General features: G+C 65.9%; 22 protein-coding genes and 2 tRNA genes. 14 read left to right on the top strand and 10 right to left on the bottom strand.

Annotation, left to right across the window (positions count from 1 at the left end):
- Positions 1-146: 146 nt before the first annotated feature.
- The 10 genes from KM031_RS04870 to KM031_RS04915 all read left to right on the top strand — a co-directional run bounded on the left by KM031_RS04870 (position 147) and on the right by KM031_RS04915 (position 9,974).
- The gene (locus KM031_RS04870) at positions 147-3,587 is read left to right on the top strand and encodes a pyruvate carboxylase (protein ID WP_215503423.1); all 3,441 of its coding nucleotides are present in this window, start codon (positions 147-149) and stop codon (positions 3,585-3,587) included.
- Between the two features lie 149 nt (positions 3,588-3,736).
- Positions 3,737-3,811 (top strand) — tRNA-Gly (locus KM031_RS04875).
- Positions 3,812-3,934: 123 nt separating this feature from the next.
- Positions 3,935-4,009 (top strand) — tRNA-Gly (locus tag KM031_RS04880).
- 223 nt (positions 4,010-4,232) lie between these two features.
- The gene (locus KM031_RS04885) at positions 4,233-5,198 is read left to right on the top strand and encodes a metal ABC transporter solute-binding protein, Zn/Mn family (RefSeq protein ID WP_215503424.1); all 966 of its coding nucleotides are present in this window, start codon (positions 4,233-4,235) and stop codon (positions 5,196-5,198) included.
- Positions 5,195-5,914 carry a metal ABC transporter ATP-binding protein gene (locus KM031_RS04890; RefSeq protein ID WP_215503425.1) on the top strand — a complete coding sequence of 240 codons (720 nt, stop codon included), beginning with the start codon at positions 5,195-5,197 and terminating at the stop codon, positions 5,912-5,914. Before KM031_RS04885 ends, KM031_RS04890 begins: the two co-directional genes overlap by 4 nt.
- Position 5,915: 1 nt before the next feature.
- On the top strand, positions 5,916-6,785 hold the full coding sequence (locus KM031_RS04895; protein WP_215503426.1) for a metal ABC transporter permease: 870 nt from the start codon (positions 5,916-5,918) through the stop codon (positions 6,783-6,785).
- Positions 6,782-7,693: a metal ABC transporter permease gene (locus tag KM031_RS04900; RefSeq protein ID WP_215503427.1), complete on the top strand. Its 912-nt coding sequence runs from the start codon at positions 6,782-6,784 to the stop codon at positions 7,691-7,693. Before KM031_RS04895 ends, KM031_RS04900 begins: the two co-directional genes overlap by 4 nt.
- 60 nt (positions 7,694-7,753) lie before the next feature.
- Positions 7,754-8,341: an imidazoleglycerol-phosphate dehydratase HisB gene (gene hisB / locus KM031_RS04905; protein WP_215503428.1), complete on the top strand. Its 588-nt coding sequence runs from the start codon at positions 7,754-7,756 to the stop codon at positions 8,339-8,341.
- 80 nt (positions 8,342-8,421) lie between these two features.
- Entirely contained in the window at positions 8,422-9,063 is a 642-nt protein-coding gene (gene hisH / locus KM031_RS04910; RefSeq protein WP_215503429.1) for an imidazole glycerol phosphate synthase subunit HisH, read from the top strand.
- Positions 9,063-9,974: a glutaminase gene (locus KM031_RS04915; protein ID WP_215503430.1), complete on the top strand. Its 912-nt coding sequence runs from the start codon at positions 9,063-9,065 to the stop codon at positions 9,972-9,974. The genes hisH and KM031_RS04915 overlap by 1 nt, the downstream gene beginning before the upstream one ends.
- Before the next feature lie 33 nt (positions 9,975-10,007).
- Here the strand turns inward: KM031_RS04915 and KM031_RS04920 are convergent, their stop codons facing one another.
- Positions 10,008-10,406 carry a DUF2147 domain-containing protein gene (locus KM031_RS04920; RefSeq protein WP_215503431.1) on the bottom strand — a complete coding sequence of 133 codons (399 nt, stop codon included), beginning with the start codon at positions 10,404-10,406 and terminating at the stop codon, positions 10,008-10,010.
- A 135-nt stretch (positions 10,407-10,541) separates the two neighbouring features.
- Here KM031_RS04920 and hisA point away from each other — a divergent pair, with 135 nt between their 5' ends.
- The 3 genes from hisA (at position 10,542) to KM031_RS04935 (ending at position 12,426) form a co-directional block, all read left to right on the top strand.
- Positions 10,542-11,261 carry a 1-(5-phosphoribosyl)-5-[(5-phosphoribosylamino)methylideneamino]imidazole-4-carboxamide isomerase gene (gene hisA, locus KM031_RS04925; protein ID WP_215503432.1) on the top strand — a complete coding sequence of 240 codons (720 nt, stop codon included), beginning with the start codon at positions 10,542-10,544 and terminating at the stop codon, positions 11,259-11,261.
- A 95-nt stretch (positions 11,262-11,356) separates the two neighbouring features.
- Positions 11,357-12,118, top strand: a complete 762-nt coding sequence (gene hisF / locus KM031_RS04930) for an imidazole glycerol phosphate synthase subunit HisF (protein ID WP_215503433.1) — start codon at positions 11,357-11,359, stop codon at positions 12,116-12,118.
- Positions 12,115-12,426 (top strand): phosphoribosyl-ATP diphosphatase, encoded by a 312-nt coding sequence (locus KM031_RS04935; RefSeq protein ID WP_215503434.1) that lies wholly within the window; start codon positions 12,115-12,117, stop codon positions 12,424-12,426. Before hisF ends, KM031_RS04935 begins: the two co-directional genes overlap by 4 nt.
- Before the next feature lie 289 nt (positions 12,427-12,715).
- On the opposite strand, the gene KM031_RS04940 is transcribed toward KM031_RS04935, so the two are convergent.
- Positions 12,716-13,858: an alpha-D-ribose 1-methylphosphonate 5-triphosphate diphosphatase gene (locus KM031_RS04940; RefSeq protein WP_215503435.1), complete on the bottom strand. Its 1,143-nt coding sequence runs from the start codon at positions 13,856-13,858 to the stop codon at positions 12,716-12,718.
- A gap of 93 nt (positions 13,859-13,951) precedes the next feature.
- Here KM031_RS04940 and KM031_RS04945 point away from each other — a divergent pair, with 93 nt between their 5' ends.
- Positions 13,952-14,638 carry a DUF1045 domain-containing protein gene (locus KM031_RS04945; protein ID WP_215503436.1) on the top strand — a complete coding sequence of 229 codons (687 nt, stop codon included), beginning with the start codon at positions 13,952-13,954 and terminating at the stop codon, positions 14,636-14,638.
- On the opposite strand, the gene phnN is transcribed toward KM031_RS04945, so the two are convergent.
- From phnN to phnG, 8 genes are all read right to left on the bottom strand, one after another.
- Positions 14,620-15,162 carry a phosphonate metabolism protein/1,5-bisphosphokinase (PRPP-forming) PhnN gene (phnN, locus tag KM031_RS04950; protein WP_215503437.1) on the bottom strand — a complete coding sequence of 181 codons (543 nt, stop codon included), beginning with the start codon at positions 15,160-15,162 and terminating at the stop codon, positions 14,620-14,622. The two genes, KM031_RS04945 and phnN, sit on opposite strands and share 19 nt — an antisense overlap.
- Positions 15,159-15,842, bottom strand: coding sequence for a phosphonate C-P lyase system protein PhnL (gene phnL / locus KM031_RS04955; RefSeq protein WP_215503438.1), 684 nt, complete (start codon positions 15,840-15,842; stop codon positions 15,159-15,161). The genes phnN and phnL overlap by 4 nt, the downstream gene beginning before the upstream one ends.
- The gene (locus KM031_RS04960; protein ID WP_215503439.1) at positions 15,839-16,801 is read right to left on the bottom strand and encodes a magnesium transporter CorA family protein; all 963 of its coding nucleotides are present in this window, start codon (positions 16,799-16,801) and stop codon (positions 15,839-15,841) included. Before KM031_RS04960 ends, phnL begins: the two co-directional genes overlap by 4 nt.
- 1 nt (position 16,802) lies before the next feature.
- A complete protein-coding gene (gene phnK, locus KM031_RS04965) occupies positions 16,803-17,570 on the bottom strand; it encodes a phosphonate C-P lyase system protein PhnK (protein WP_215503941.1) in 768 nt (255 codons plus the stop codon).
- A gap of 65 nt (positions 17,571-17,635) precedes the next feature.
- The gene (locus tag KM031_RS04970; RefSeq protein WP_215503440.1) at positions 17,636-18,511 is read right to left on the bottom strand and encodes an alpha-D-ribose 1-methylphosphonate 5-phosphate C-P-lyase PhnJ; all 876 of its coding nucleotides are present in this window, start codon (positions 18,509-18,511) and stop codon (positions 17,636-17,638) included.
- 93 nt (positions 18,512-18,604) lie between these two features.
- A complete protein-coding gene (locus tag KM031_RS04975; RefSeq protein WP_215503441.1) occupies positions 18,605-19,687 on the bottom strand; it encodes a carbon-phosphorus lyase complex subunit in 1,083 nt (360 codons plus the stop codon).
- A complete protein-coding gene (phnH, locus tag KM031_RS04980) occupies positions 19,687-20,256 on the bottom strand; it encodes a phosphonate C-P lyase system protein PhnH (protein WP_215503442.1) in 570 nt (189 codons plus the stop codon). Before phnH ends, KM031_RS04975 begins: the two co-directional genes overlap by 1 nt.
- On the bottom strand, positions 20,253-20,693 hold the full coding sequence (gene phnG, locus KM031_RS04985) for a phosphonate C-P lyase system protein PhnG (RefSeq protein ID WP_215503443.1): 441 nt from the start codon (positions 20,691-20,693) through the stop codon (positions 20,253-20,255). Before phnG ends, phnH begins: the two co-directional genes overlap by 4 nt.
- Positions 20,694-20,816: the final 123 nt, after the last annotated feature.

Below are 20,816 nucleotides of genomic sequence, written 5' to 3' on the forward strand. Positions count from 1 at the left end.
ACCCTACCCGCACGCGAAACTTTGCAGTCGCAAATCCGTTCTGAATATTTCGCAAAACTTTGCAATTTGGTCGGGTCCTGCACTTGCGCTGCAATGCAGCACCCCTAAAGTGACCCAGCTTCGGATTGCACCGCTGGGGGAGCCTTATGACCGAATTCCGTAAAATCCTTGTCGCCAACCGGGGCGAAATCGCCATCCGCGTCATGCGCGCCGCCAACGAGATGGGCAAAAAGACCGTCGCCGTCTATGCCGAAGAGGACAAGCTCTCGTTGCACCGCTTCAAGGCGGACGAGGCCTATCGCATCGGCGAAGGGCTGTCGCCGGTTGGGGCCTATCTGAGCATCCCCGAAATCATCCGGGTGGCCAAGGCGGCCGGAGCGGATGCGATCCATCCGGGCTATGGCCTGCTGTCGGAAAACCCCGATTTCGTCGAGGCTTGCGCCGCGAATGGCATCACCTTCATCGGCCCGCGCGCCGAAACCATGCGCGCACTGGGGGACAAGGCCAGTGCGCGGCGGGTGGCGATGGCGGCGGGTGTGCCGGTCATTCCGGCCACCGAAGTGCTTGGCGAGGATTTTGCCGCCATCAAGGCCGAGGCGGCAGCGGTGGGGTATCCGCTGATGCTCAAGGCCTCGTGGGGCGGCGGCGGGCGCGGTATGCGCCCGATCCTTGGCCCGGACGAGCTGGAGGCCAAGGTTCTGGAAGGCCGGCGCGAGGCCGAGGCCGCGTTTGGGAATGGCGAAGGTTATCTGGAAAAGATGATCCTGCGTGCCCGCCACGTCGAGGTGCAGATCCTTGGCGACAAACATGGCGAGATCTATCACCTGTTCGAGCGCGACTGCACCGTGCAGCGCCGCAACCAGAAGGTCGTCGAACGCGCGCCTGCCCCCTACCTGACCGAAGCGCAGCGCGCCGAGGTCTGCGATCTGGGCCGCCGCATCTGTGCCCATGTCGGGTATGAATGTGCGGGCACTGTCGAATTCCTGATGGATATGGACAGCCAGCAGTTCTACTTCATCGAGGTGAACCCGCGCGTGCAGGTGGAACATACTGTCACCGAACAGGTGACTGGCATCGACATCGTGCAGGCGCAGATCCTGATTGCGGAAGGCAAATCGCTGGCCGAGGCCACCGGCATGGCGCAGCAATCGGATATCAAGCTGCATGGCCATGCGCTGCAATGCCGCGTGACCACCGAAGACCCGCAGAACAACTTCATCCCCGATTATGGCCGGATCACCGCCTATCGCTCGGCCACCGGCATGGGCATCCGTCTGGATGGCGGCACCGCCTATTCCGGCTCGGTCATCACCCGCTATTACGATTCGCTGCTGGTGAAGGTCACGGCCTGGGCGCAGACGCCGGAACAGGCGATTGCCCGGATGGACCGCGCGCTGCGCGAATTCCGCATCCGTGGCGTGTCGACCAACATCGCCTTTGTCGAAAACCTGCTGAAACACCCGACCTTCCTCGACAATACCTATACGACGAAGTTCATCGACACGACGCCCGACCTGTTCCTCTTCAAGAAGCGCCGCGACCGGGCCACCAAGATCCTGACCTATATCGCCGACATCACGGTGAACGGGCATCCCGAAACCGCAGGTCGCGCCAAGCCCGCCGCCGAGCTGCGCACACCCAAGGCCCCGGCCCCGCTTGCCGATCCGGCACCGGGCACCCGCAACCTGCTGGAGGCGAAGGGCCCGCAGGCTGTGGCAGACTGGATGGCGGCGCAAAAGCAGGTGCTGATCACCGATACCACCATGCGCGACGGCCACCAGTCGCTGCTTGCCACCCGCATGCGCTCGATCGACATGATCCGCGTCGCCCCCACCTATGCTGCCAACCTGCCGCAACTGTTCAGCGTGGAATGCTGGGGCGGGGCCACCTTCGATGTGGCCTACCGCTTCTTGCAGGAATGTCCGTGGCAGCGCCTGCGCGACCTGCGCGCCGCGATGCCGAATCTGATGACGCAGATGCTGCTGCGCGCCTCCAACGGCGTGGGTTATACCAACTATCCCGACAATGTGGTGCAGGCCTTTGTCAAACAGGCCGCCGCGACCGGGGTCGATGTCTTCCGCGTGTTCGACAGCCTGAACTGGGTTGAAAACATGCGCGTCGCCATGGATGCGGTGATTGAGGCCAACAAGGTCTGCGAAGGCACGATCTGCTATACCGGCGATCTGCTGGATCCGAACCGTGCCAAATACGATCTGTCCTATTATGTCGCGATGGGCCGCGATCTGAAGGCGGCGGGGGCGCATGTCCTTGGGCTGAAAGACATGGCGGGGCTGCTGAAACCCGCCTCGGCCCGCATCCTGATCAAGGCGCTGAAGGAAGAGGTCGGGCTGCCGATCCACTTCCATACCCATGACACCAGCGGCATTGCCGGGGCGACGGTTCTGGCCGCCTGCGAGGCCGGGGTGGATGCGGTGGATGCGGCGATGGATGCGTTTTCGGGCGGCACCTCGCAGCCCTGCCTCGGCTCCATCGTCGAGGCGCTGCGCCACACCGACCGCGATACCGGACTGGACATGGCCGCCGTGCGGCAGGTGTCGAACTATTGGGAACAGGTGCGCGCGCAATATGCCGCGTTCGAATCCGGCATTCCGGCCCCTGCCTCGGAAGTCTATCTGCATGAAATGCCCGGCGGGCAGTTCACCAACCTCAAGGCGCAGGCCCGCTCGCTCGGGCTGGAAGAGCGCTGGCACGAGGTGGCGCAGGCCTATGCCGATGCCAACCAGATGTTCGGCGACATCGTGAAGGTCACGCCTTCGTCCAAGGTGGTGGGCGACATGGCGCTGATGATGGTGGCGCAGAACCTGAGCCGGGCGCAGGTGGAAGATCCCGCCGTCGATGTGGCCTTCCCCGATTCGGTGGCCGACATGCTGAAAGGCAATCTGGGGCAGCCTCCGGGTGGCTGGCCGGAAGGCATCTCGAAAAAGGTGCTGAAGGGCGAGACTGCGCTGACCAGTCGTCCCGGTGCGGGCATGGCCCCGGTGGACCTGGAAGAGACGCGCACCAAGCTGAGCGCCGAGTTGAACGGCTTCCGCGTCGATGACGAGGATCTGAACGGCTATCTGATGTATCCCAAGGTCTATCTCGATTACATGGGCCGCCACCGCCTTTATGGCCCGGTGCGCACGCTGCCGACGCGGACCTTCTTCTACGGGATGCAGCCGGGCGAAGAGATCACCGCCGAGATCGACCCCGGCAAGACGCTGGAAATCCGCCTGCAAGCGGTGGGGGAAACCACCGAAGAGGGCGATGCCAAGGTGTTCTTCGAGCTGAACGGCCAGCCGCGGGTGATCCGCGTGCCGAACCGCGCGATCAAGGCGAAAACCGCCGCCAAACCCAAGGCGCAGGAAGGCAATGTGAACCATATCGGCGCGCCGATGCCCGGCTCCATCGCCAGCGTGGCGGTAACGGCGGGCCAGAAGGTGCGGGCAGGCGATCTGCTGCTGACCATTGAGGCGATGAAGATGGAGACCGGACTGCACGCCGACCGCGAAGCCACGATCAAGGCAATCCACGTCACGCCGTCGAGCCAGATCGACGCGAAAGACTTGCTGATCGAGTTGGAGTGACCCCTCCCCCATATCTCGGAAACGCCGCCCCTTTCGGGCGGCGTTTTTGTATCCGGCGGCGCGGCGGCAAAGAAATTTCGTGCCGCCTTGCGTTTTCCCCTTGCGGCCCGGCGCGGGCTTTTATACATCCCCGCTCACCGAAACGGAGTGCGGGCGTAGCTCAGGGGTAGAGCATAACCTTGCCAAGGTTAGGGTCGTGAGTTCGAATCTCATCGCCCGCTCCAATCGGAACCAGCAAGGGGCGCCGCAAGGCGCCCTTTTGCATTTCCAGCCAAGCACATGAAATTTCTTGTGAAATTCCCTCTTGCAGCCCCGCCGCACATTGGCTAGAAGCCCGGATATGGAGTGCGGGCGTAGCTCAGGGGTAGAGCATAACCTTGCCAAGGTTAGGGTCGTGAGTTCGAATCTCATCGCCCGCTCCAATATGACGAGACCGCAGAAGATGCGGACAAGGATCGCCGCGGCGGTCCTTTTTTGTTTTTCCCTCCCCCTGCAAACCATCGCGCGGCATCGCCATATGCCTGTCATACCGCCCTGCCCCCACCGCAGGCCGCGCCATTGGAGGATTCTGCACCTTCCCAAACAAACTTGCGAACCATTCTCAATTCATTTGACATTGCGAATAATTCGCATAACTCTGAGCCCATGACACACGCATCCTTTCTCAACCGTCGCTCCCTTATGACACTGATGGCCTCGGCGCTTGTGGCGCCGATGGCTGCGGCCAGCCCGGCCCCGCGCATCCTGGCCACCACCGGGATGATCGCCGATGCCGCGCGGCGCCTGACCGGGCTGGAGGTCACCGCGCTTATGGGTCCGGGCATGGACCCGCATGGCTACCGCCAGACCCGATCCGATATTGCCGCCATGGCCCGCGCCGATCTGGTGCTGTGGCATGGGCTGTATCTGGAAGCACAGATGGAAGATTTCCTGACCGAACTGGCGCGCAACCGACCTGTGGTCGCGGTGGCCGATGCGCTGCCGAAACAGATGCTGCGCGCACATGACATCTATCCCGACCGCTATGACCCCCATGTCTGGATGGACCCGACCCTCTGGGCCGATGTGGTCGATATCATTGCGGCGACGCTGGGCAAGACCTTCCCGGCCCTGGCAGACAAGGCGCAGACCGAAGCGGCCGTCATGCGCGCCGATATCACCGGGCTGCAAACCTATGCGCAGCAGGTGCTGGCCTCGGTGCCCGCCGAACGGCGGCTGCTGGTGACGGCCCATGATGCCTTCGGTTACTTCGGACGCGCCTATGGCTTCGAGGTGCAGGGGATTCAGGGCCTGTCGACCGAAAGCGAAGCCGGGCTGGCGCGGGTGACCGAACTGGTCGATCTGCTGGTGGATCGCAAAATTCCGGCGGTGTTCGTGGAAACCTCGGTTTCGGACCGCTCGATCCGCGCGCTGATCGAAGGGGCTGCGGCACAGGGGCATGAGGTGCGCATCGGTGGCGCGCTCTATTCCGATGCGATGGGGCCGGATGGCACCTATGAGGGCACCTGGCTGGGCATGATCGACCATAATGTGACGACCATCGCCCGCGCCCTTGGCGGGGCCGCCCCGGAACGCGGGCGCATGGATCAACTGGCGCAGGTGGCGGGATGATCGCGCTGGCGCTGGAGGGGCTGACGGTGCGCTATGGCGAGGGCCTGGCCCTTGAAAGCGCCAGCGCACAGATCGCGGAAGGCGCGATGACGGCCATCATCGGGCCGAACGGGGCGGGCAAATCCACCCTGCTGAAAGCCGCACTTGGCCTGCTGCCCTCCGACGGCACGGCGCTGTTCTTTGGGCAGTCTCTGGCCGAGGCGCGGGCGCGTGTCGCCTATGTGCCGCAGCGGGCCTCGGTGGATTGGGATTTCCCGGTGCGGGTGATCGACGTGGTGATGCAGGGCCTGTATCGCGAGCTGGGCCTGCTGGGCCGGGTGCGGCTGGGCCATCGCCGCCGTGCGATGAGCTGTCTGGCGCGGGTGGGCATGGAAGCCTTTGCCACCCGCCAGATCGGTGCGCTGTCGGGCGGGCAGCAACAGCGGGTGTTTCTGGCCCGCGCGCTGGCGCAGGGGGCGGATCTCTATCTGCTGGACGAACCCTTTGCCGGGGTCGATGCCGCCACCGAATCCGCCATCATCGCCGTGCTGAAGGGCCTGCGCGATCAGGGCAAGACGGTGGTTGCGGTGCATCATGATCTGGCAACCGTCGCTGCCTATTTCGACCGGGTTCTGCTGCTCAATCGCCGGGTTCTGGCCGAAGGCACCGTGGCGCAAGTCTTTACCCCCGAAGCGCTGAGCCGCACCTATGGCGGCCTGTTGCCGCTGGCGGCCTAGGATGTGGCCGGAATTCGTGGCGGCGCTGACGCTGCGCGCGGGGCCGAATGCCGCCCTTGTGGCCTCGGGTGCCGCGGCGCTGGGATTTGCCGCCGGGGTGATCGGCACCTTTCTGAGCCTGCGTAAACGCGCGCTGGTGTCGGATGCGCTGGCCCATGCCACGCTGCCCGGCGTGGGGCTGGCCTTTCTGGCCATGCTGGCACTGGGCATCGGGCGCAACCTGCCGGGCCTGCTGATCGGGGCGGCGCTGTCGGCACTGGCAGGGCTTTGGGTCTTGCAGGCGCTGACCCGCCACACCCGCCTGTCCCAGGATGCTGCCATCGGCGCGGTTCTGTCCACCTTCTATGGTGCGGGCATCGTCATCCTGACGCTGATCCAGGGCCTGCGCACCGGGCAACAGGCAGGGCTTGAGGGCTTCCTGCTTGGCTCGACCTCGGGCATGTTGCGCGCCGATGTGGCGCTGATCCTGATCGGCGGGGCGCTGGCGCTGACACTGATCTTTGCGCTGCGCCGCCCGCTGACGCTGATCGCCTTTGATGAATGGGCCGCGACGGTGATGGGCCTGCGCATTGCCGCCTATGACATGGCGCTGATGGCGCTGGCGCTGGCGGTGGTTCTGCTCGGGCTGCGGGTGGTCGGGCTGATCCTGATCGTGGCGCTGCTGATCACCCCCGCCGCCGCCGCCCGGCTCTGGACCCACCGTGTCGGCGTGATGGCGCTGCTGGCGGGGGGTATTGGCGCGGCCTCGGGCTGGATCGGGGCAGCGCTGTCGGCCAGCCTGCCCGATCTGCCCACCGGACCCGCCATCGTGTTGCTGAGCTTTGGCGTGCTGATCGTTTCCATCCCCCTCACCGCAAGGCGGCGCCGATGAACGGTATTGATTTTCTGGCCTTTTCCGCCCCGCCCATGCTGATTGCGCTGTTTGCCGCGATGGCCTGCGCCCTGCCCGGCAATTTTCTGCTGCTGCGGCGGCAGGCGCTGCTGGGGGATGCGATCAGCCATGTGGTGCTGCCGGGCATCGTGCTGGGCTTTCTGGCCACCGGCACCGCCTCCACCCCGGCGATGATGGGCGGCGCGGCCCTTGCCGCCCTTGCCGCCGTCGCCCTGATCGAGGGGCTGCAACGCATCGCCCGGATCGAGCCGGGGGCGGCCATGGGCGTCACCTTCACCGCCATGTTCGCGGCAGGCGTGCTGGCGCTGGAGCTTTCGGGCGCGGGCTCGGTGCATCTGGATGTGGAACATGCACTTTATGGCAATCTGGAAAGCCTGATCTGGTTCGCCGCAACCGATTGGAGCGCGCTGACCGATCCCGCAGCGCTTGCGGCCTTACCGCCCGAACTGCCGCGCATGGTGCTGACCTTCGCGCTGCTTGCCGGTCTGCTGTGGCTGGTGTGGCGGCCCCTCGCGCTGATGACCTTTGACGAAGGCTTTGCCCGCAGCCTCGGCCTGCCGGTGCGGGCGCTGTCGATGGGCCTGATTGCGGCGGCGGCGATGGCGGCAGTGGCGGCCTTCGCCGCGGTCGGCTCCATACTCACCATTGCCATGCTGATCTGCCCGCCTGCCGCCGCGCGGCTTTGCACCAACCGGCTGGCAACGCAGATCTGGCTGTCGCTCGGCTTTGCCGCGCTGTCGGCGGTGCTGGGTTATGTGCTGGGGGGTTATGGCCCGCTCTGGCTGGGCCTTTCCGCCTCGGTCTCGGCGGCCGGCATGATCGCCGTCGTCTCGGGCCTGATCCTTGCGCTTTGTGCGGTGTTTGGCCCGGCGCGGCGGCGCGCGTAACGCCTTCCCTCAGGCCAGCCACCGCCCTATAAGGCGGGCAAGCAACCAGCGGAGAGCCCCATGCGCAAGGCCGAGATCACCCGCCGCACCGCCGAAACCGACATCGCGCTCAGCGTGAATCTGGATGGCAGCGGTATCTATGACATGCAATCGGGCGTGGGCTTTTTTGACCATATGATGGATCAGCTGTCGCGCCATTCGCTGATCGACATGAGCCTGCGCGCCAAGGGGGATCTGCACATCGACGATCACCACACGGTCGAGGATACCGGCATCGCGCTCGGGCAGGCACTGGTGCAGGCGCTGGGCGACAAGCGCGGCATCCGCCGCTATGGCGAATGCAGCCTTGCCATGGATGATGCGCAGGTGCATTGCGCGCTTGATCTGTCGGGGCGGCCCTTTCTGGTGTGGAACGTGCCCTTCCCAACCCAGAAGATCGGCACTTTCGATACTGAACTGGTGCGCGAATTCTTTCAGGCGCTGGCGACGCATGGCGGCATCACCCTGCATATTGATCTGCGCCATGGCGTGAACAGCCACCACATTGCCGAAGCCGCCTTCAAGGCCGTGGCCCGCGCCCTGCGCATGGCGGTCGAGCTGGACCCGCGCAAGGCGGATGCCATTCCCTCCACCAAAGGCATGCTGTGATCCGCCTGCCGGATCAGCCCCTTTCCCGAAGCCTTTGCCCCGGATCTCTGCGGAACTCCGATTGCGAAAAAGGATGAGCCATGGCCCTGACGGTTCTGGTCGATTACGACAGCGGCAACCTGCATTCCGCTGAAAAGGCGTTTCAGCGCATGGCGGCCGAAGTGGGCGGCGGTGCGGTGCTGGTCAGCGACAAACCCGAAGACGTGGCGCGCGCCGACCGGATCGTGCTGCCGGGCGATGGGGCCTTTCCGGCCTGCCGCCGCGCGCTGGGGGCCTATGGCGGCCTGTTCGAAGCGATCGAAGAGGCGGTGCGGGTGAAGGCCCGGCCGTTTCTGGGCATCTGCGTCGGCATGCAGATGATGGCGAGCTGGGGCCGCGAATACGAGGATACAGCGGGGTTCGACTGGATCGGCGGCGAAGTGACCCGGATCCTCCCGGCGGACCCGGCGCTGAAAGTGCCGCATATGGGCTGGAACGATCTGGTAATCGACCACCCCCACCCGGTGCTGGACGGGATCCGGACCGGCGATCACGCCTATTTCGTGCACAGCTATCATTTCCGCGTCGCAAACCCCGCCGAACGGCTGGCGCATGTGGATTACGCAGGCGACATCACCGCGATCATCGGCACGGGCACCATGGTCGGAACGCAGTTCCACCCCGAGAAATCACAGGCCACCGGGTTGCGGCTGATCGGCAATTTCCTGCGCTGGGCCCCCTGATGGATCTGGCGGCGATCCTTGCCCGGATCGGGGCCGAAATGGCGGCGGCACCGGACCGGGGGCGCGTCGCGGATTACATTCCCGAACTGGCGCGCATCTCGACCGAGCCCTTTGCCATGGCCGTCTGCACCGCCGAGGGCGAGACCTTCACCACCGGCGCGGCAGAAACCGCCTTCTCGATCCAGTCAGTCTCGAAGCTGTTCACCCTTGCCATTGCTCTGGGGCGCCTCGGCGACCAGCTCTGGACGCGGGTCGGGCGCGAACCCTCGGGCCTTGCGTTCAATTCGATCCTGCAACTGGAACATGAACGCGGCATCCCACGCAATCCCTTCATCAATGCCGGGGCCATCGTGGTCACCGATGCGATCCTGGCCGGCCATCAGCCCCGCGAAGTGCTGGGCGAGTTGCTGCGCTTCCTGCGCGAAGCGGCGGGCGAGGATGACATCCATATCAACAAGGCCGTCGCCGCCTCGGAACAGGCGACCGGCGACCGCAATCTGGCGCTGGCCCATTTCATGCGCGCGCAAGGCAATCTGCTGCATGACCCCGTGCTGACCTGCGGCACCTATTTCCACCAATGCGCCATCGAGATGAGCACGCGGCAACTGGCCCGCGCGGGCCGTTTTCTGATGAACGCGCCGACCATGCCGCGCATGCTTGCCCCCGGTCGGGTGCGGCGCATCAATGCGCTGATGATGACCTGCGGCCATTACGACGGCTCGGGCGATTTCGCCTATCGCGTCGGCCTGCCCGGCAAATCCGGGGTGGGTGGCGGTATTCTCGTCATCGCGCCGGGCCGGGCCTCCATCGCCGTCTGGTCGCCGGGGCTGAACGATCAGGGCAATTCCAAACTCGGCACGCTTGCTGTTGAACGGCTGGCCCGCGCGACCGGCTGGTCGGTGTTCGGCTGAGAGGCCCCCGCCCGGCGGGAGCCTGAGGCGCGCCTATTTCACCCGGCTCCAGGTGCCACCATCACGGCAGATGCCCAGCACGCAGCCCTTCACCGCGAGACCATTGCCCGACAGCTGCATCTTGGAATTATAGGTCTTGTTCCGGTCGGGTGACCAGACCTTGCCCTCCGCATAGGCCCCACCGCCCTGCGCCACCATGTCCCAGATGATGCGCTTGCCCACATTCGGGCTTTCGATCTGCGCGCCCGAGCCGTCAAATGCCTTGATCAAGGTGCCGCAAAAGGCCGGGCCGCAGGGCTTCACCTGCACATGGCCGAAATTGCCGTTGTCATCGGGTTTGGTCTTCCAGATGCCCTCCACCGGATCGGCATGGGCCATGCCCGCCACCAGCATCAGCATCGCCGTCAGTGCGGCCAGGTTCGTTTTTATCATGGGGGTCCTCCTCCCAAAGGATGTGCCGATGTTCCGCACAGGCCGCAGATTCCCGCAAGCGTGACGTTGCGGCCCTTGCCCCACGCCGCCCGCCATGCCAAACCGCCGCGCAAGCGCAACCCCCCGGAGCCTGCCATGATCCTCTATCCCGCCATCGACCTGAAAGACGGCCAATGCGTGCGCCTGCTGCGCGGCGAAATGTCGGCGGCCACCGTGTTCGGCGATGATCCCGCCGCGCAGGCCGCCAAGTTCGAGACGGCGGGCTGCGAATGGCTCCACCTGGTCGATCTCAACGGCGCCTTCGCAGGCGCGCCGGTGAATGGCGCGGCGGTCGAGGCGATCCTCGCGCGCTGCACCGTCCCCGCCCAGCTCGGCGGCGGCATCCGCGACATGGCCACCATCGAGATGTGGCTCTCCAAAGGCCTCGCCCGCGTGATCCTCGGCACCGTCGCCGTCGAAAACCCCGCCCTCGTGCGCGAAGCGGCAAAGGCCTTCCCCGGCAAGGTCGCCGTCGGCATCGACGCCCGCAAAGGGTTCGTCGCCACCAAGGGCTGGGCGCATGAAACCACCGTGCAGGCCACCGATCTCGCCCGCAGCTTCGAGGACGCAGGCGTCGCCGCGATCATCTATACCGACATCGACCGCGACGGCGCCATGCAAGGTCCAAATATCGAGGCGACCGAAGCCCTCGCCCGCGCCGTCACCATCCCGGTCATCGCCTCCGGCGGCGTCTCGCGCATGGCAGACCTGATCACGCTGCGCGACACCGGCGTCATCGCCGGCGCCATTTCGGGCCGCGCCCTCTATGACGGCGCGATCGACCTCACCACCGCCCTGCACGCCCTGAAGTCCTGATTTCATCTTGGTCCCAATATCCTGGGGGTGAGCCGCCTGCGGCGAGGGGGCAAAGCCCCCTTCCCCCCTGCACCGCCCCGCGCTAAGGTCATCACATGCTGAAAACCCGCATCATCCCCTGCCTCGATGTTGCCGATGGCCGCGTGGTCAAGGGCGTCAATTTCGTCAATCTGATCGACGCGGGCGATCCGGTCGCTGCGGCCCGCGCCTATGACGCGGCGGGCGCCGACGAGCTGTGTTTCCTCGACATTCACGCCACCCATGAAAACCGTGGCACCATGTTCGATCTGGTCACCCGCACCGCCGAGCAATGTTTCATGCCACTGACGGTGGGCGGCGGGGTGCGCACGCATCACGATGTGCGCGCATTGCTGCTGGCGGGGGCCGACAAGGTCTCGTTCAACTCTGCCGCCGTCGCCAATCCCGATGTGGTGGCCGAGGCGGCGGACCGTTTTGGCAGCCAGTGTATTGTCGTGGCCATCGACGCCAAGACCGTCAGCCCCGGAAAATGGGAGATTTTCACCCATGGCGGGCGCAAGGCGACCGGCATTGATGCGGTGGACTTTGCCCGCACCGTGGCCGCCAAGGGGGCGGGCGAGATCCTGCTCACCTCGATGGACCGCGACGGCACGCGCTCGGGCTTCAATCTGCCACTGACCCGCGCGATTTCCGATGCGGTCAGCGTCCCGGTCATAGCCTCGGGCGGGGTCGGCACGCTGGATCATCTGGTGGAAGGTGTCACCAAGGGCGGTGCCTCTGCGGTGCTGGCGGCCTCGATCTTCCATTTCGGCGAATTCACCATCGGTCAGGCCAAGGCGCATATGGCCGCCGCCGGAATCCCGGTGCGGCTGTCATGAGCGTGCTGCACGATCTCTTCGCCACGATCCAGTCGCGCAAGACCGCTGACCCCGACAGCAGCTGGACCGCCAAGCTTCTGGCCAAGGGCCCCGAAAAATGCGCCGAGAAATTCGGCGAGGAAGCCATCGAGGCGATCATCGAGGCGGTGAAGGGTGATCAAGCCAAACTCACCTCCGAAGCCGCGGATGTTTTGTATCATCTGCTGGTGATGCTGGCCGCCCGCGACGTGACCCTGACCGAGGTGGAGGCAGAGCTTGCCCGCCGCGACGGCACCTCGGGTATCGCCGAAAAAGCCGCGCGCCGCTGAAAGCGGCAGCGCAGGCCGGATCGCCCGCAACCCGGCGTTGCACGCAACCCACAACCTTACGTCAATGTCGGATATGATCTATGCCGACTTCGTATTTTGATTAGAAACTCAAGCGAATCCGTATATTGGGGCGCGACGGGGGTTGATCGACAACCCCCGCGCGTTGAGTAACGAGTGCCCCGGCACCGCCCGCTGTCTGAACCCAGAGGATTACGGTGCCGGGGGTTTTCTGCCCTGCGCAAACAGAGGTCAAGCTTATCTAAAGTATAGGCGACCTGCTGACCGGTTTTCATCCCACTCGGTTGCCCTGAACCCAGGTGCCCCGCAACACCCCGGCCTGCCCGATCCGCGCCACCCGGATCAGATCGGCCCGCGCGCCAAGGGCGATCTGCCCCCGGTCGGTCAGCCCTGCCGCCGCTGCAGGGGCCGCCGTCACCGTGGCGATGCCGCGCGCCAGATTGCCCCAGAGATCGCCCAGCAACAGCCCCGCCGACAGCAGCGCCGCCGGCACATAATCGGACGACACGATGTCCAACAGCCCCGCCTCGGCCAGTGCGCCTGCCGCCACATTGCCGGAATGGGATCCCCCCCGGATCAGGTTCGGCGCGCCCATCATCACCGCGATGCCTTGGGCACGACAGGCGGCGGCGGCCTCTTCCGTCGTCGGGAATTCGGCAAAGCCCACGCCATGCCGGGCCGAAACCGCAACCTGCGCCGCCGTGGTATCATCATGGCTGGCCAGCACCGCCCCATAGCGCCGCGCCTCGGCCACCGCCGCCGCCTCGTGCAGCGCCCCCAGCCGGTCGCGCAGCGCCCGCTGATCGGCGACATGGCCTTCAAACTCATCCGCGCTCAGCCCGTGTTTGCCACAGACATAATCGCGCAGCTTGCTGACATCGCGGAACTGCCGCTCGCCGGGGGTGTGATCCATCAGGCTGACAATGCCCACCCGGTCACCCGGACCAAACTTGGCCATTTCCGCCACCAGCGTTTCCGAACAGATCTCGGCGCGCAGATGCAGGAAATGGCTGATCCGCAGCGCCCCCCGCGCCCGCAGATCCAGAATTTCATCCGCCAGCGCGCGGGCATATTCGCCGTAATTGGCCTTCTTGTTCGAGGTGACAGACCCAACCCGCAGCGCATCGAAGACCGTGGTGATGCCCACGCTGGCCAGTTCGGCATCATGCGCGATGATCGCGGCGGCATGGGGCCAGTTCACCTTGGGGCGCGGTTCGATATGGCGTTCCAGATTGTCGGTATGCAGCTCGATCAACCCCGGCATCAGCAGATCACCGCCGCAATCCACCGCCCCTGCGGGCACGGCGGCGCCTGTGTGGATTTCGGCAATCCGCCCGTCGCGCAGGCGCAGCCCGCCGGTCACGGTTTCGGTGGGCAGAACAAGCTGGGCATTGGCAAGAATAGTCTCGGACATGGTTCAGGCTTTCTGGTCGAACATGCAGGAAAGGGCATAGACTGGCCGCAAGGCGTCACACCGATGTGACAAACCCACGCTAGGCCCGCGCCCATGGAACAGATGAAACGCTTCGCTTTGTATTACGCACCCGATGCCGGGGCCTTTGCCGATCACGCCGCTGCGTGGCTGGGCTGGGATGCAATCACCGGCACCGCCCGGCCGCAGCCACAACTGCCCGGCCTGCGCGATGTGGCGCAGCTGACGGCAGAGCCGCGTAAATACGGCTTTCACGGCACGATCAAGCCGCCCTTCCGGCGCGCCCCCGGTGTGACCGTGGCGGATCTTCAGGCGGCGGTGGCCGATCTGGCCGCCGGGCTTGCGCCGGTCGTGCTGGACGGTCTGGCGCTGACCCGGCTGGGCCGGTTTCTGGCGCTTTGCCCCACCGGGGATCTGACGGCGCTGGAAAGCCTCGCCGCCGCAGCGGTGCGCAGGCTCGATCCGCTTCGCGCCGCACTGACGGCAGAAGAAATCGCCCGCCGCCGCCCCGAAAGGCTGACACCGCGCCAACGCGATCTGCTGGATCTTTGGGGCTATCCCTTCGTGATGGAAGAATTTCGCTTTCACCTGACCCTCACCGGCCCGCTGCCCGACCACGAGATCGACAGCACCGAGGCCGCGCTGGAGGCCTATTTCGCCCCGGTGCTGCCGCAGCCGTTTCAGATCCGCGATCTGTGCATGTTCGGCGAGGCGCAGGATGGCCGCTTTCATCTGCTGCATCGCTATGCCCTGACCGGCTGAAACACGGCCAGAAAGGCGGCCAGCCCGGCCGCCAGATCGCCGCCATTGTCGACAAGGTGCAGGCTGAACCCGGCAGGGGCCGGGTCGGTGGCGCGCGCCAGACGAGCGGCAATATCCACCTCCGCCTCGCGCCCCCGCGCCGCCAGCCGCTGCGCCAGAACCGCAGGCGGGGCGCTCACCACGATCACCTCCAGCCCGGCAATGCGCCCCTGCGCCGCTGCCAGCGCCTTGCGCGAGCCGTTGAACAGCACATCCTTGCCGTGGTCGCGCAGCGCCAGCGCCGCTGCGGGGATGCCATAGTCCAGCCCATGCGCCTGCCAGTGCAGGGCAAATTCGCCCGCCTCCCGCCGCGCCGCAAAGGCCGCCGCACTCACCCCCTCGAACACCTCACCGCCTGCGGTCGCCGGGCGTGAAATCACCCGCCGCACCACATGCAGATCGGGCAAGACCGCCTGCGCCGCCGCAATCAGCGTGTCCTTGCCCGCGCCCGAAGGCCCGACCACGGCGAACAGCCGCCCCGTCACGCCGCCACCTGCGGGGTGAAATCGCGCACATCCACCAGCCGGTCACAAAGCCGGTCGCGCGCGCCCTCGTCGTGAAAAATGCCCAGAATGGCCGCGCCACCGGCCTTTGCCTCTTCAATCAGGGCCAGAACCACTTCGCGGTTCGCCGCATCAAGGCTGGCCGTCGGCTCATCCAGCAGCAGGGCCGGATAGGCATGGGCAAAGCCGCGCGCGATATTGACCCGCTGCTGTTCGCCGCCCGAAAAGGTGGTGGGCGACAGGGGCCACAGCCGTTCGGGAATGTTCAGCCGTGCCAGCAGCTCTGCCGCCCGCGCCAGCGCCACTGCACGCGCCTGCCCCAGCACCAGCAGCGGCTCTGCCACCACCTCGATCGTCGGCACCCGCGGCACCACCCGCAGGAACTGGCTGACATACCCCAGACCTTCGCGGCGCAGCGCAATGATCTCGCGCGGGGCGGCCTGCGCCACATCCACATCGCCCACCCGGATCACACCGCCATTGGCCAGGTAATTGCCATAGACCATCCGCATCAGCGTGCTTTTGCCCGCGCCCGACCGGCCCACCAGCCCGACACATTCGCCCCGCGCCACCGACAGCGCGCCCCCCGCCATCACCGGGATCACCGCGCCGCCCTGATTGTGCAGGGTGAACGCCTTGGAAAGATTGGAAATCTCGATCATAGCCACCGCTTCCATTTGAAGAAAAGATAGGTGCCCAGCGCCGACAGCAGCATCAGCCCCAAAGCCAGAGGATAACCGAACGACAGCGCCAGCTCCGGCATATGCACAAAGTTCATGCCATAGATGCTGGCGATCAGGGTCGGCGGCAGAAACAGCGCCGCCACCACCGACACGATCCGCACCGTGGCATTCTGCGCCAGATTGATCATGCCCAGCGTCGCATCCGAGGCCAGCGCAACCCGCGCCGCCAGAAAATCGGCATGAACCTCCAGCGCCTGAATGTCGCGCATCAACCCCTTGACCACCGGGCGCAGGGCTCCGCCGCCCTCCCGTTCCGCCAGGGTCTGACCAAAGAAGCTGACCGCCCGCTCCACCGTCAGCAGCGCCAGCCGCACCCGGCCCAGCAATTCGCCCTCCTGCCCCGCCTGCTCCAGCGCCATTTGCAGCACATCTGGCCGGGCCGGGCCATGGGCGCGGCGGTAAACCGACCCCGCCACCTGATCAAGACCGCGCCCGACGCCCTCCAAAAGATCCGCCAAGCGGCCGATGATCTCTTCGATCAGCCCCAGAAACACCCGCTCGGGCCGGTCACAGCCGGGGCCGGATTTGTCGGCGCGTTCGGGATAGGTTTCGAACGGCCGCGGCGCATGGTGGCGCACCGTCACCAGCCGCTCAGGCGACAGGATGAAGGTCACCGGGCCGGATTGCGGCTCCTTGCTTTGCGACAGGCCGGGCAGAACCACCGTCATGTAATCCACCCCCGCCTCGCGATACAGACGGTTCGAAATCTCGATCTCTTCCATATCGGCCAGAGTAGGCACGGTCAGGCCCAGCGCCGCCACATCCGCCACCTGCGTCGGCAAGGGACGATAGAGGTCGATCCATAGCGCCTCTGTCAACATCACCGGCGGCAGGATCCGCTCCAGCCGCCCGGCGCGGGGAATATAGGCAAACTGCATGTCAGACCTGCAAGACCGAAGAGACCAGCAGCTGCGTATAGCCATGCTGCGGATCGTCCAAAACCTGATCGGTCAGCCCCTGCTCCACCACCCCGCCCGATTTCATCACCATCAGCCGGTCGGCCAGCAACCGCACCACCGCCAGATCATGGGTGACGATGATGACCGACAGGCCCATTTCCCGCACCAGCCCGCGCAGCAGATCCAGAAGCCGCGCCTGCACCGAGACATCCAGCCCCCCTGTCGGCTCATCCATGAACACCAGCCGCGGCCCGGTCACCAGATTGCGGGCAATCTGCAACCGCTGCTGCATCCCGCCGGAAAAGGCCGATGGCCGGTCATCCACCCGATCTGCCGCAATCTCCACCCGGCCCAGCCAGTCGACCGCCGCCGCGCGGATCGCACCATAGTTGCGCGCCCCAACCGCCATCAGCCGCTCGCCGACATTGCCACCCGCACTCACCCCCATGCGCAGCCCGTCGCGGGCATGCTGATGCACAAAGGCCCAATCGGTGCGCGACAGCCGCCGCCGCTCCGGCTCCGACATGGTCACCGTATCGCGCAGCCCCTGCCCGGTCTGGAACAGCACCCGCCCGCGATCCGGCGCAAGATGCCCGGCCAGACAGGACAACAGCGTCGATTTGCCCGATCCGCTTTCCCCAACAATGCCCAGAACCTCGCCGGGATAGAGGTCAAAGGCCACATCGGCACAGCCGATCCGCGCGCCGTAACTCTTGCCCAACCCCTCGACCCGCAGCAGCGGCCCCACCGGATCCGGCACAGACTGCACCTGTGCTTTCATCTTGGCACAAATATCCATTCCTGCGGCCCCCATCACAGCGCCCCCTCTGCCATGGGCGACAACCGCCCGCGCGCGCCCGAAGCCTGCCGCCCGGCGCAGAAATCGGTGTCGGAACAGACGAACATCCGCCCGCCCGCATCATCCACGATCACCTCATCCAGATAACTTGCCGCCGATCCGCACAGATCGCAGGCGTGATCGGCCTTGCTGGGCACAAAGGGATGGTCCTCGAAATCAAGGCTGACCACCGCGGTATAGGGCGGCAGTGCATAGATGCGCTGTTCGCGCCCCGCGCCGAACAGCTGGATCGCGGGATTGCCCGACAGTTTCGGGTTGTCGAATTTCGGAATGGGCGACGGGTCCATCACATAACGCCCCTCCACCTTCACCGGATAGGCATAGGCGGTGGCAATCGCGCCATGGCGGGCGATGTCTTCATACAGCTTCACATGCATCAGCCCGTATTCCTCCAGCTCATGCATCTTGCGGGTCTCGGTCTCGCGCGGTTCCAGAAAGCGCAGCGGCTCCGGGATCGGCACCTGATAGACAAGGATCTGGCCTTCGGTCAGCGGCACTTCAGGGATGCGGTGGCGGGTCTGGATCAGCGTGGCGCAGGCGGTTTCACCCGTCACCGCCACCCCGGCCACCCGTTGAAAGAACTTGCGGATCGACACGGCATTGGTCGTGTCATCCGCGCCCTGATCAATCACCTTGAGCCGGTCTTCGGGCACCAGACAGGCCGCCGTCACCTGCACCCCGCCGGTACCCCAGCCATAGGGCATCGGCATTTCGCGGCTGGCGAAGGGCACCTGATAGCCGGGCACCGCGATGCCTTTCAGCAGCGCGCGCCGGATCATACGTTTGGTCTGCTCGTCCAGATAGGCAAAGTTGTAAGCTTGGTCAGTCATCTTGCGCCTCTTCGGCCATGCGCTGCAAAACACCGGAATGCGACTCCGGCAGGTCTGGCCCCAAAGCCGCCGATGGTGACAGGAAGGCCCCGCTCATTCCGCCGCCTCCTGCCGGGCAAAAGCCTCGGCCCGCAGCTGCCGCACCAGCTCCAGCTCGGCCTGAAAATCGACGTAATGGGGCAGTTTGATATGTTCCAGAAAGCCGGTGGCCTGAATGTTGTCGCAATGCGCCAGCACGAATTCTTCATCCTGCGCCGGGGCCCCGACAAAATCTTCGCCCAACTCGCGCCAACGCAGGCTGCGATCCACCAAGGACATGGCAATCGCCTTGCGCTCGCTTTGCCCCAGCACCAGCCCGTAACCACGGGTGAATTGCGCCGGTTCAGTCTTGGATCCCTTGAACTGGTTCACCGTTTCACATTCGGTCAGCTCGATCTCGCCGATCTCCACCGCGAAACCCAGCTCGGGCACCTCGACCTCGACCGCCACCGTCCCGATGCGCAGCTCTCCGACAAAGGCATGGGTGCGCCCGTAGCCGCGCTGCGTGGAATAGGCGAGCGACAGCACAAAACCTTCATCCCCACGGGTCAGCGCCTGCAACCGCAAGGCACGGCAGGCGGGCAGCGCCAGCGGTTCGCGCGTCAGATCGGGCGGCACGGCATCGCTGACCGGCTCTGCCTCGATCAGTCCGTCGCGGTCGAGCATGGCCATCACATGCGGCACGCGGGCCGGATCGGCGGGCGCGGTGGGGGCAGCCTCCACCGCCCCCTCGGCCGCCAGTTTGAAATCCAGCAGCCGGTGCGTGTAATCAAAGGTCGGGCCCAGCACCTGCCCGCCGGGCAGATCCTTGAACGTGGCCGAAACCCGGCGCAGCACCGCCATCGCCGCCGTATCCACCGGCACCGACCCGGCAAAGCGCGGCAGCGTGGTGCGATAGGCGCGGATCAGGAACACTGCCTCGATCAGATCACCGCGCGCCTGCTTGATCGCCAGCGCCGCCAGATCGGGATCGTATAAAGACCCTTCGGCCATCACCCGGTTCACCGCCAGCCGCAACTGCTCGCGGATCTGCGGCACCGACAGCTCGGCCACGCCCGGATCGCCCCGGCGCTCTTCGGCCAGAAAGGCATGGGCATTGTCGATGGCGCGCTCGCCACCCTTGACGGCAACATACATCAGACGGCCTCCACGAAGGTGGACCGGGGCAGCCCGGCAAGCTGGCTGCCACAGGTGAAGAATGTATCGAAGCCCAGCGGAAACTGCGCACGATTGGCCTGAAACGCCGCCAGTCCCGGCAGCGACAGCGCCGCCCGGTCGGCAATGCCGGGGCCGCGCAGTTGCGCGCCCTGCGGCTCCAGCCGGTCCAGCTCCACGATCAGCGTGGCGCTGCGGTCGGGATATTCCGCATCGCCGATGGCAAAGCGGCTGACCGGCTGCAACGCGTCCCAGCGCCCGACGGCAAACATCGCCTGCGCCGCACCCACCAAGGGCGCACCGCTGTGAAAGGTCACCCAGTCGCGCACCGCCGGGCAATCGCAGGCCCCGGCCAGATGCAGCGGCGTGGTGGCGTCGGTCAGCGTCAGGATCAGCACGCCCGCCGCCACCGACAGCGGCGCGGGTGGCGCGGCACCGGCCACCGGATACAGTGTGCCGGGCCGGGCCATCGCCTCCAGCGCCGCGCGAAACGCCTGCGCCGATTGCACCGGCGCGGCGGAAAATCCGCCTGTCAAAGCCTCTGGCGTCATTGGTCCTCTCCCCGCACCATAGTGAAAAATTCGACCTTGGTCGCCGCCGCCTTGGCCGCCCGCGTGGCGCGCCGCGCCGCTTCGGCCTGTGCCAGCGGGGCCAGCACCGCCGCGTCGATCCGCGCCGCCTGATCGGTCTGCATCAGTGCGTCAACCACCGCCGCACGCACCGCATGGCGCTTGTCGCGCCCCTGCACATGGGCATGACCCACCGCGCCACAGGCCAGCCGCAGCACACAGCGCGTGACGGTCATTTCCCCCAGATTGAACGGCGCGCCGGTGCCGCCAACCCGGCCCCGCACCATCACCGCCCCCACTTCGGGCGGGCGCAGCATGTCGTGCCCCGGCACCTCCGGCAGCAGATCCGCCAGCCGCGCCGCATCGGCCCGCGCCAGCACCCCCATCCAATCGCGCCTTGCCTGTGTCGTCCGGCCCATCGCCTCTCCTCTCAAGTCTGGCAAAACAGACATCTTGCAGACTTGTCTATATTACTATACAACTAGACAAATGCTTACCCGAACCCCCGACCCGCCGCAATTGACATTGGGTGAATTTTTGAT

Origin of the sequence: Gemmobacter fulvus (genome assembly GCF_018798885.1) — a bacterium.
GTDB lineage: Bacteria > Pseudomonadota > Alphaproteobacteria > Rhodobacterales > Rhodobacteraceae > Gemmobacter > Gemmobacter fulvus.

Excerpts from the sequence above, each read along its gene's own strand:
- hisB (WP_215503428.1), top strand. The coding sequence starts at position 7,754 with ATGCGCAAGGCCGAGATCACCCGCCGCACCGCCGAAACCGACATCGCG.
- KM031_RS04920 (WP_215503431.1), bottom strand. The coding sequence starts at position 10,406 with ATGATAAAAACGAACCTGGCCGCACTGACGGCGATGCTGATGCTGGTG.
- hisH (WP_215503429.1), top strand. The coding sequence starts at position 8,422 with ATGGCCCTGACGGTTCTGGTCGATTACGACAGCGGCAACCTGCATTCC.
- hisF (WP_215503433.1), top strand. The coding sequence starts at position 11,357 with ATGCTGAAAACCCGCATCATCCCCTGCCTCGATGTTGCCGATGGCCGC.
- phnG (WP_215503443.1), bottom strand. The coding sequence starts at position 20,693 with ATGGGCCGGACGACACAGGCAAGGCGCGATTGGATGGGGGTGCTGGCG.
- KM031_RS04885 (WP_215503424.1), top strand. The coding sequence starts at position 4,233 with ATGACACACGCATCCTTTCTCAACCGTCGCTCCCTTATGACACTGATG.
- KM031_RS04945 (WP_215503436.1), top strand. The coding sequence starts at position 13,952 with ATGGAACAGATGAAACGCTTCGCTTTGTATTACGCACCCGATGCCGGG.
- KM031_RS04960 (WP_215503439.1), bottom strand. The coding sequence starts at position 16,801 with ATGCAGTTTGCCTATATTCCCCGCGCCGGGCGGCTGGAGCGGATCCTG.
- hisA (WP_215503432.1), top strand. The coding sequence starts at position 10,542 with ATGATCCTCTATCCCGCCATCGACCTGAAAGACGGCCAATGCGTGCGC.
- KM031_RS04900 (WP_215503427.1), top strand. The coding sequence starts at position 6,782 with ATGAACGGTATTGATTTTCTGGCCTTTTCCGCCCCGCCCATGCTGATT.
- KM031_RS04975 (WP_215503441.1), bottom strand. The coding sequence starts at position 19,687 with ATGTATGTTGCCGTCAAGGGTGGCGAGCGCGCCATCGACAATGCCCAT.
- KM031_RS04915 (WP_215503430.1), top strand. The coding sequence starts at position 9,063 with ATGGATCTGGCGGCGATCCTTGCCCGGATCGGGGCCGAAATGGCGGCG.
- phnL (WP_215503438.1), bottom strand. The coding sequence starts at position 15,842 with ATGATCGAGATTTCCAATCTTTCCAAGGCGTTCACCCTGCACAATCAG.
- KM031_RS04970 (WP_215503440.1), bottom strand. The coding sequence starts at position 18,511 with ATGACTGACCAAGCTTACAACTTTGCCTATCTGGACGAGCAGACCAAA.
- KM031_RS04940 (WP_215503435.1), bottom strand. The coding sequence starts at position 13,858 with ATGTCCGAGACTATTCTTGCCAATGCCCAGCTTGTTCTGCCCACCGAA.
- KM031_RS04935 (WP_215503434.1), top strand. The coding sequence starts at position 12,115 with ATGAGCGTGCTGCACGATCTCTTCGCCACGATCCAGTCGCGCAAGACC.
- KM031_RS04870 (WP_215503423.1), top strand. The coding sequence starts at position 147 with ATGACCGAATTCCGTAAAATCCTTGTCGCCAACCGGGGCGAAATCGCC.
- KM031_RS04895 (WP_215503426.1), top strand. The coding sequence starts at position 5,916 with ATGTGGCCGGAATTCGTGGCGGCGCTGACGCTGCGCGCGGGGCCGAAT.
- KM031_RS04890 (WP_215503425.1), top strand. The coding sequence starts at position 5,195 with ATGATCGCGCTGGCGCTGGAGGGGCTGACGGTGCGCTATGGCGAGGGC.
- phnH (WP_215503442.1), bottom strand. The coding sequence starts at position 20,256 with ATGACGCCAGAGGCTTTGACAGGCGGATTTTCCGCCGCGCCGGTGCAA.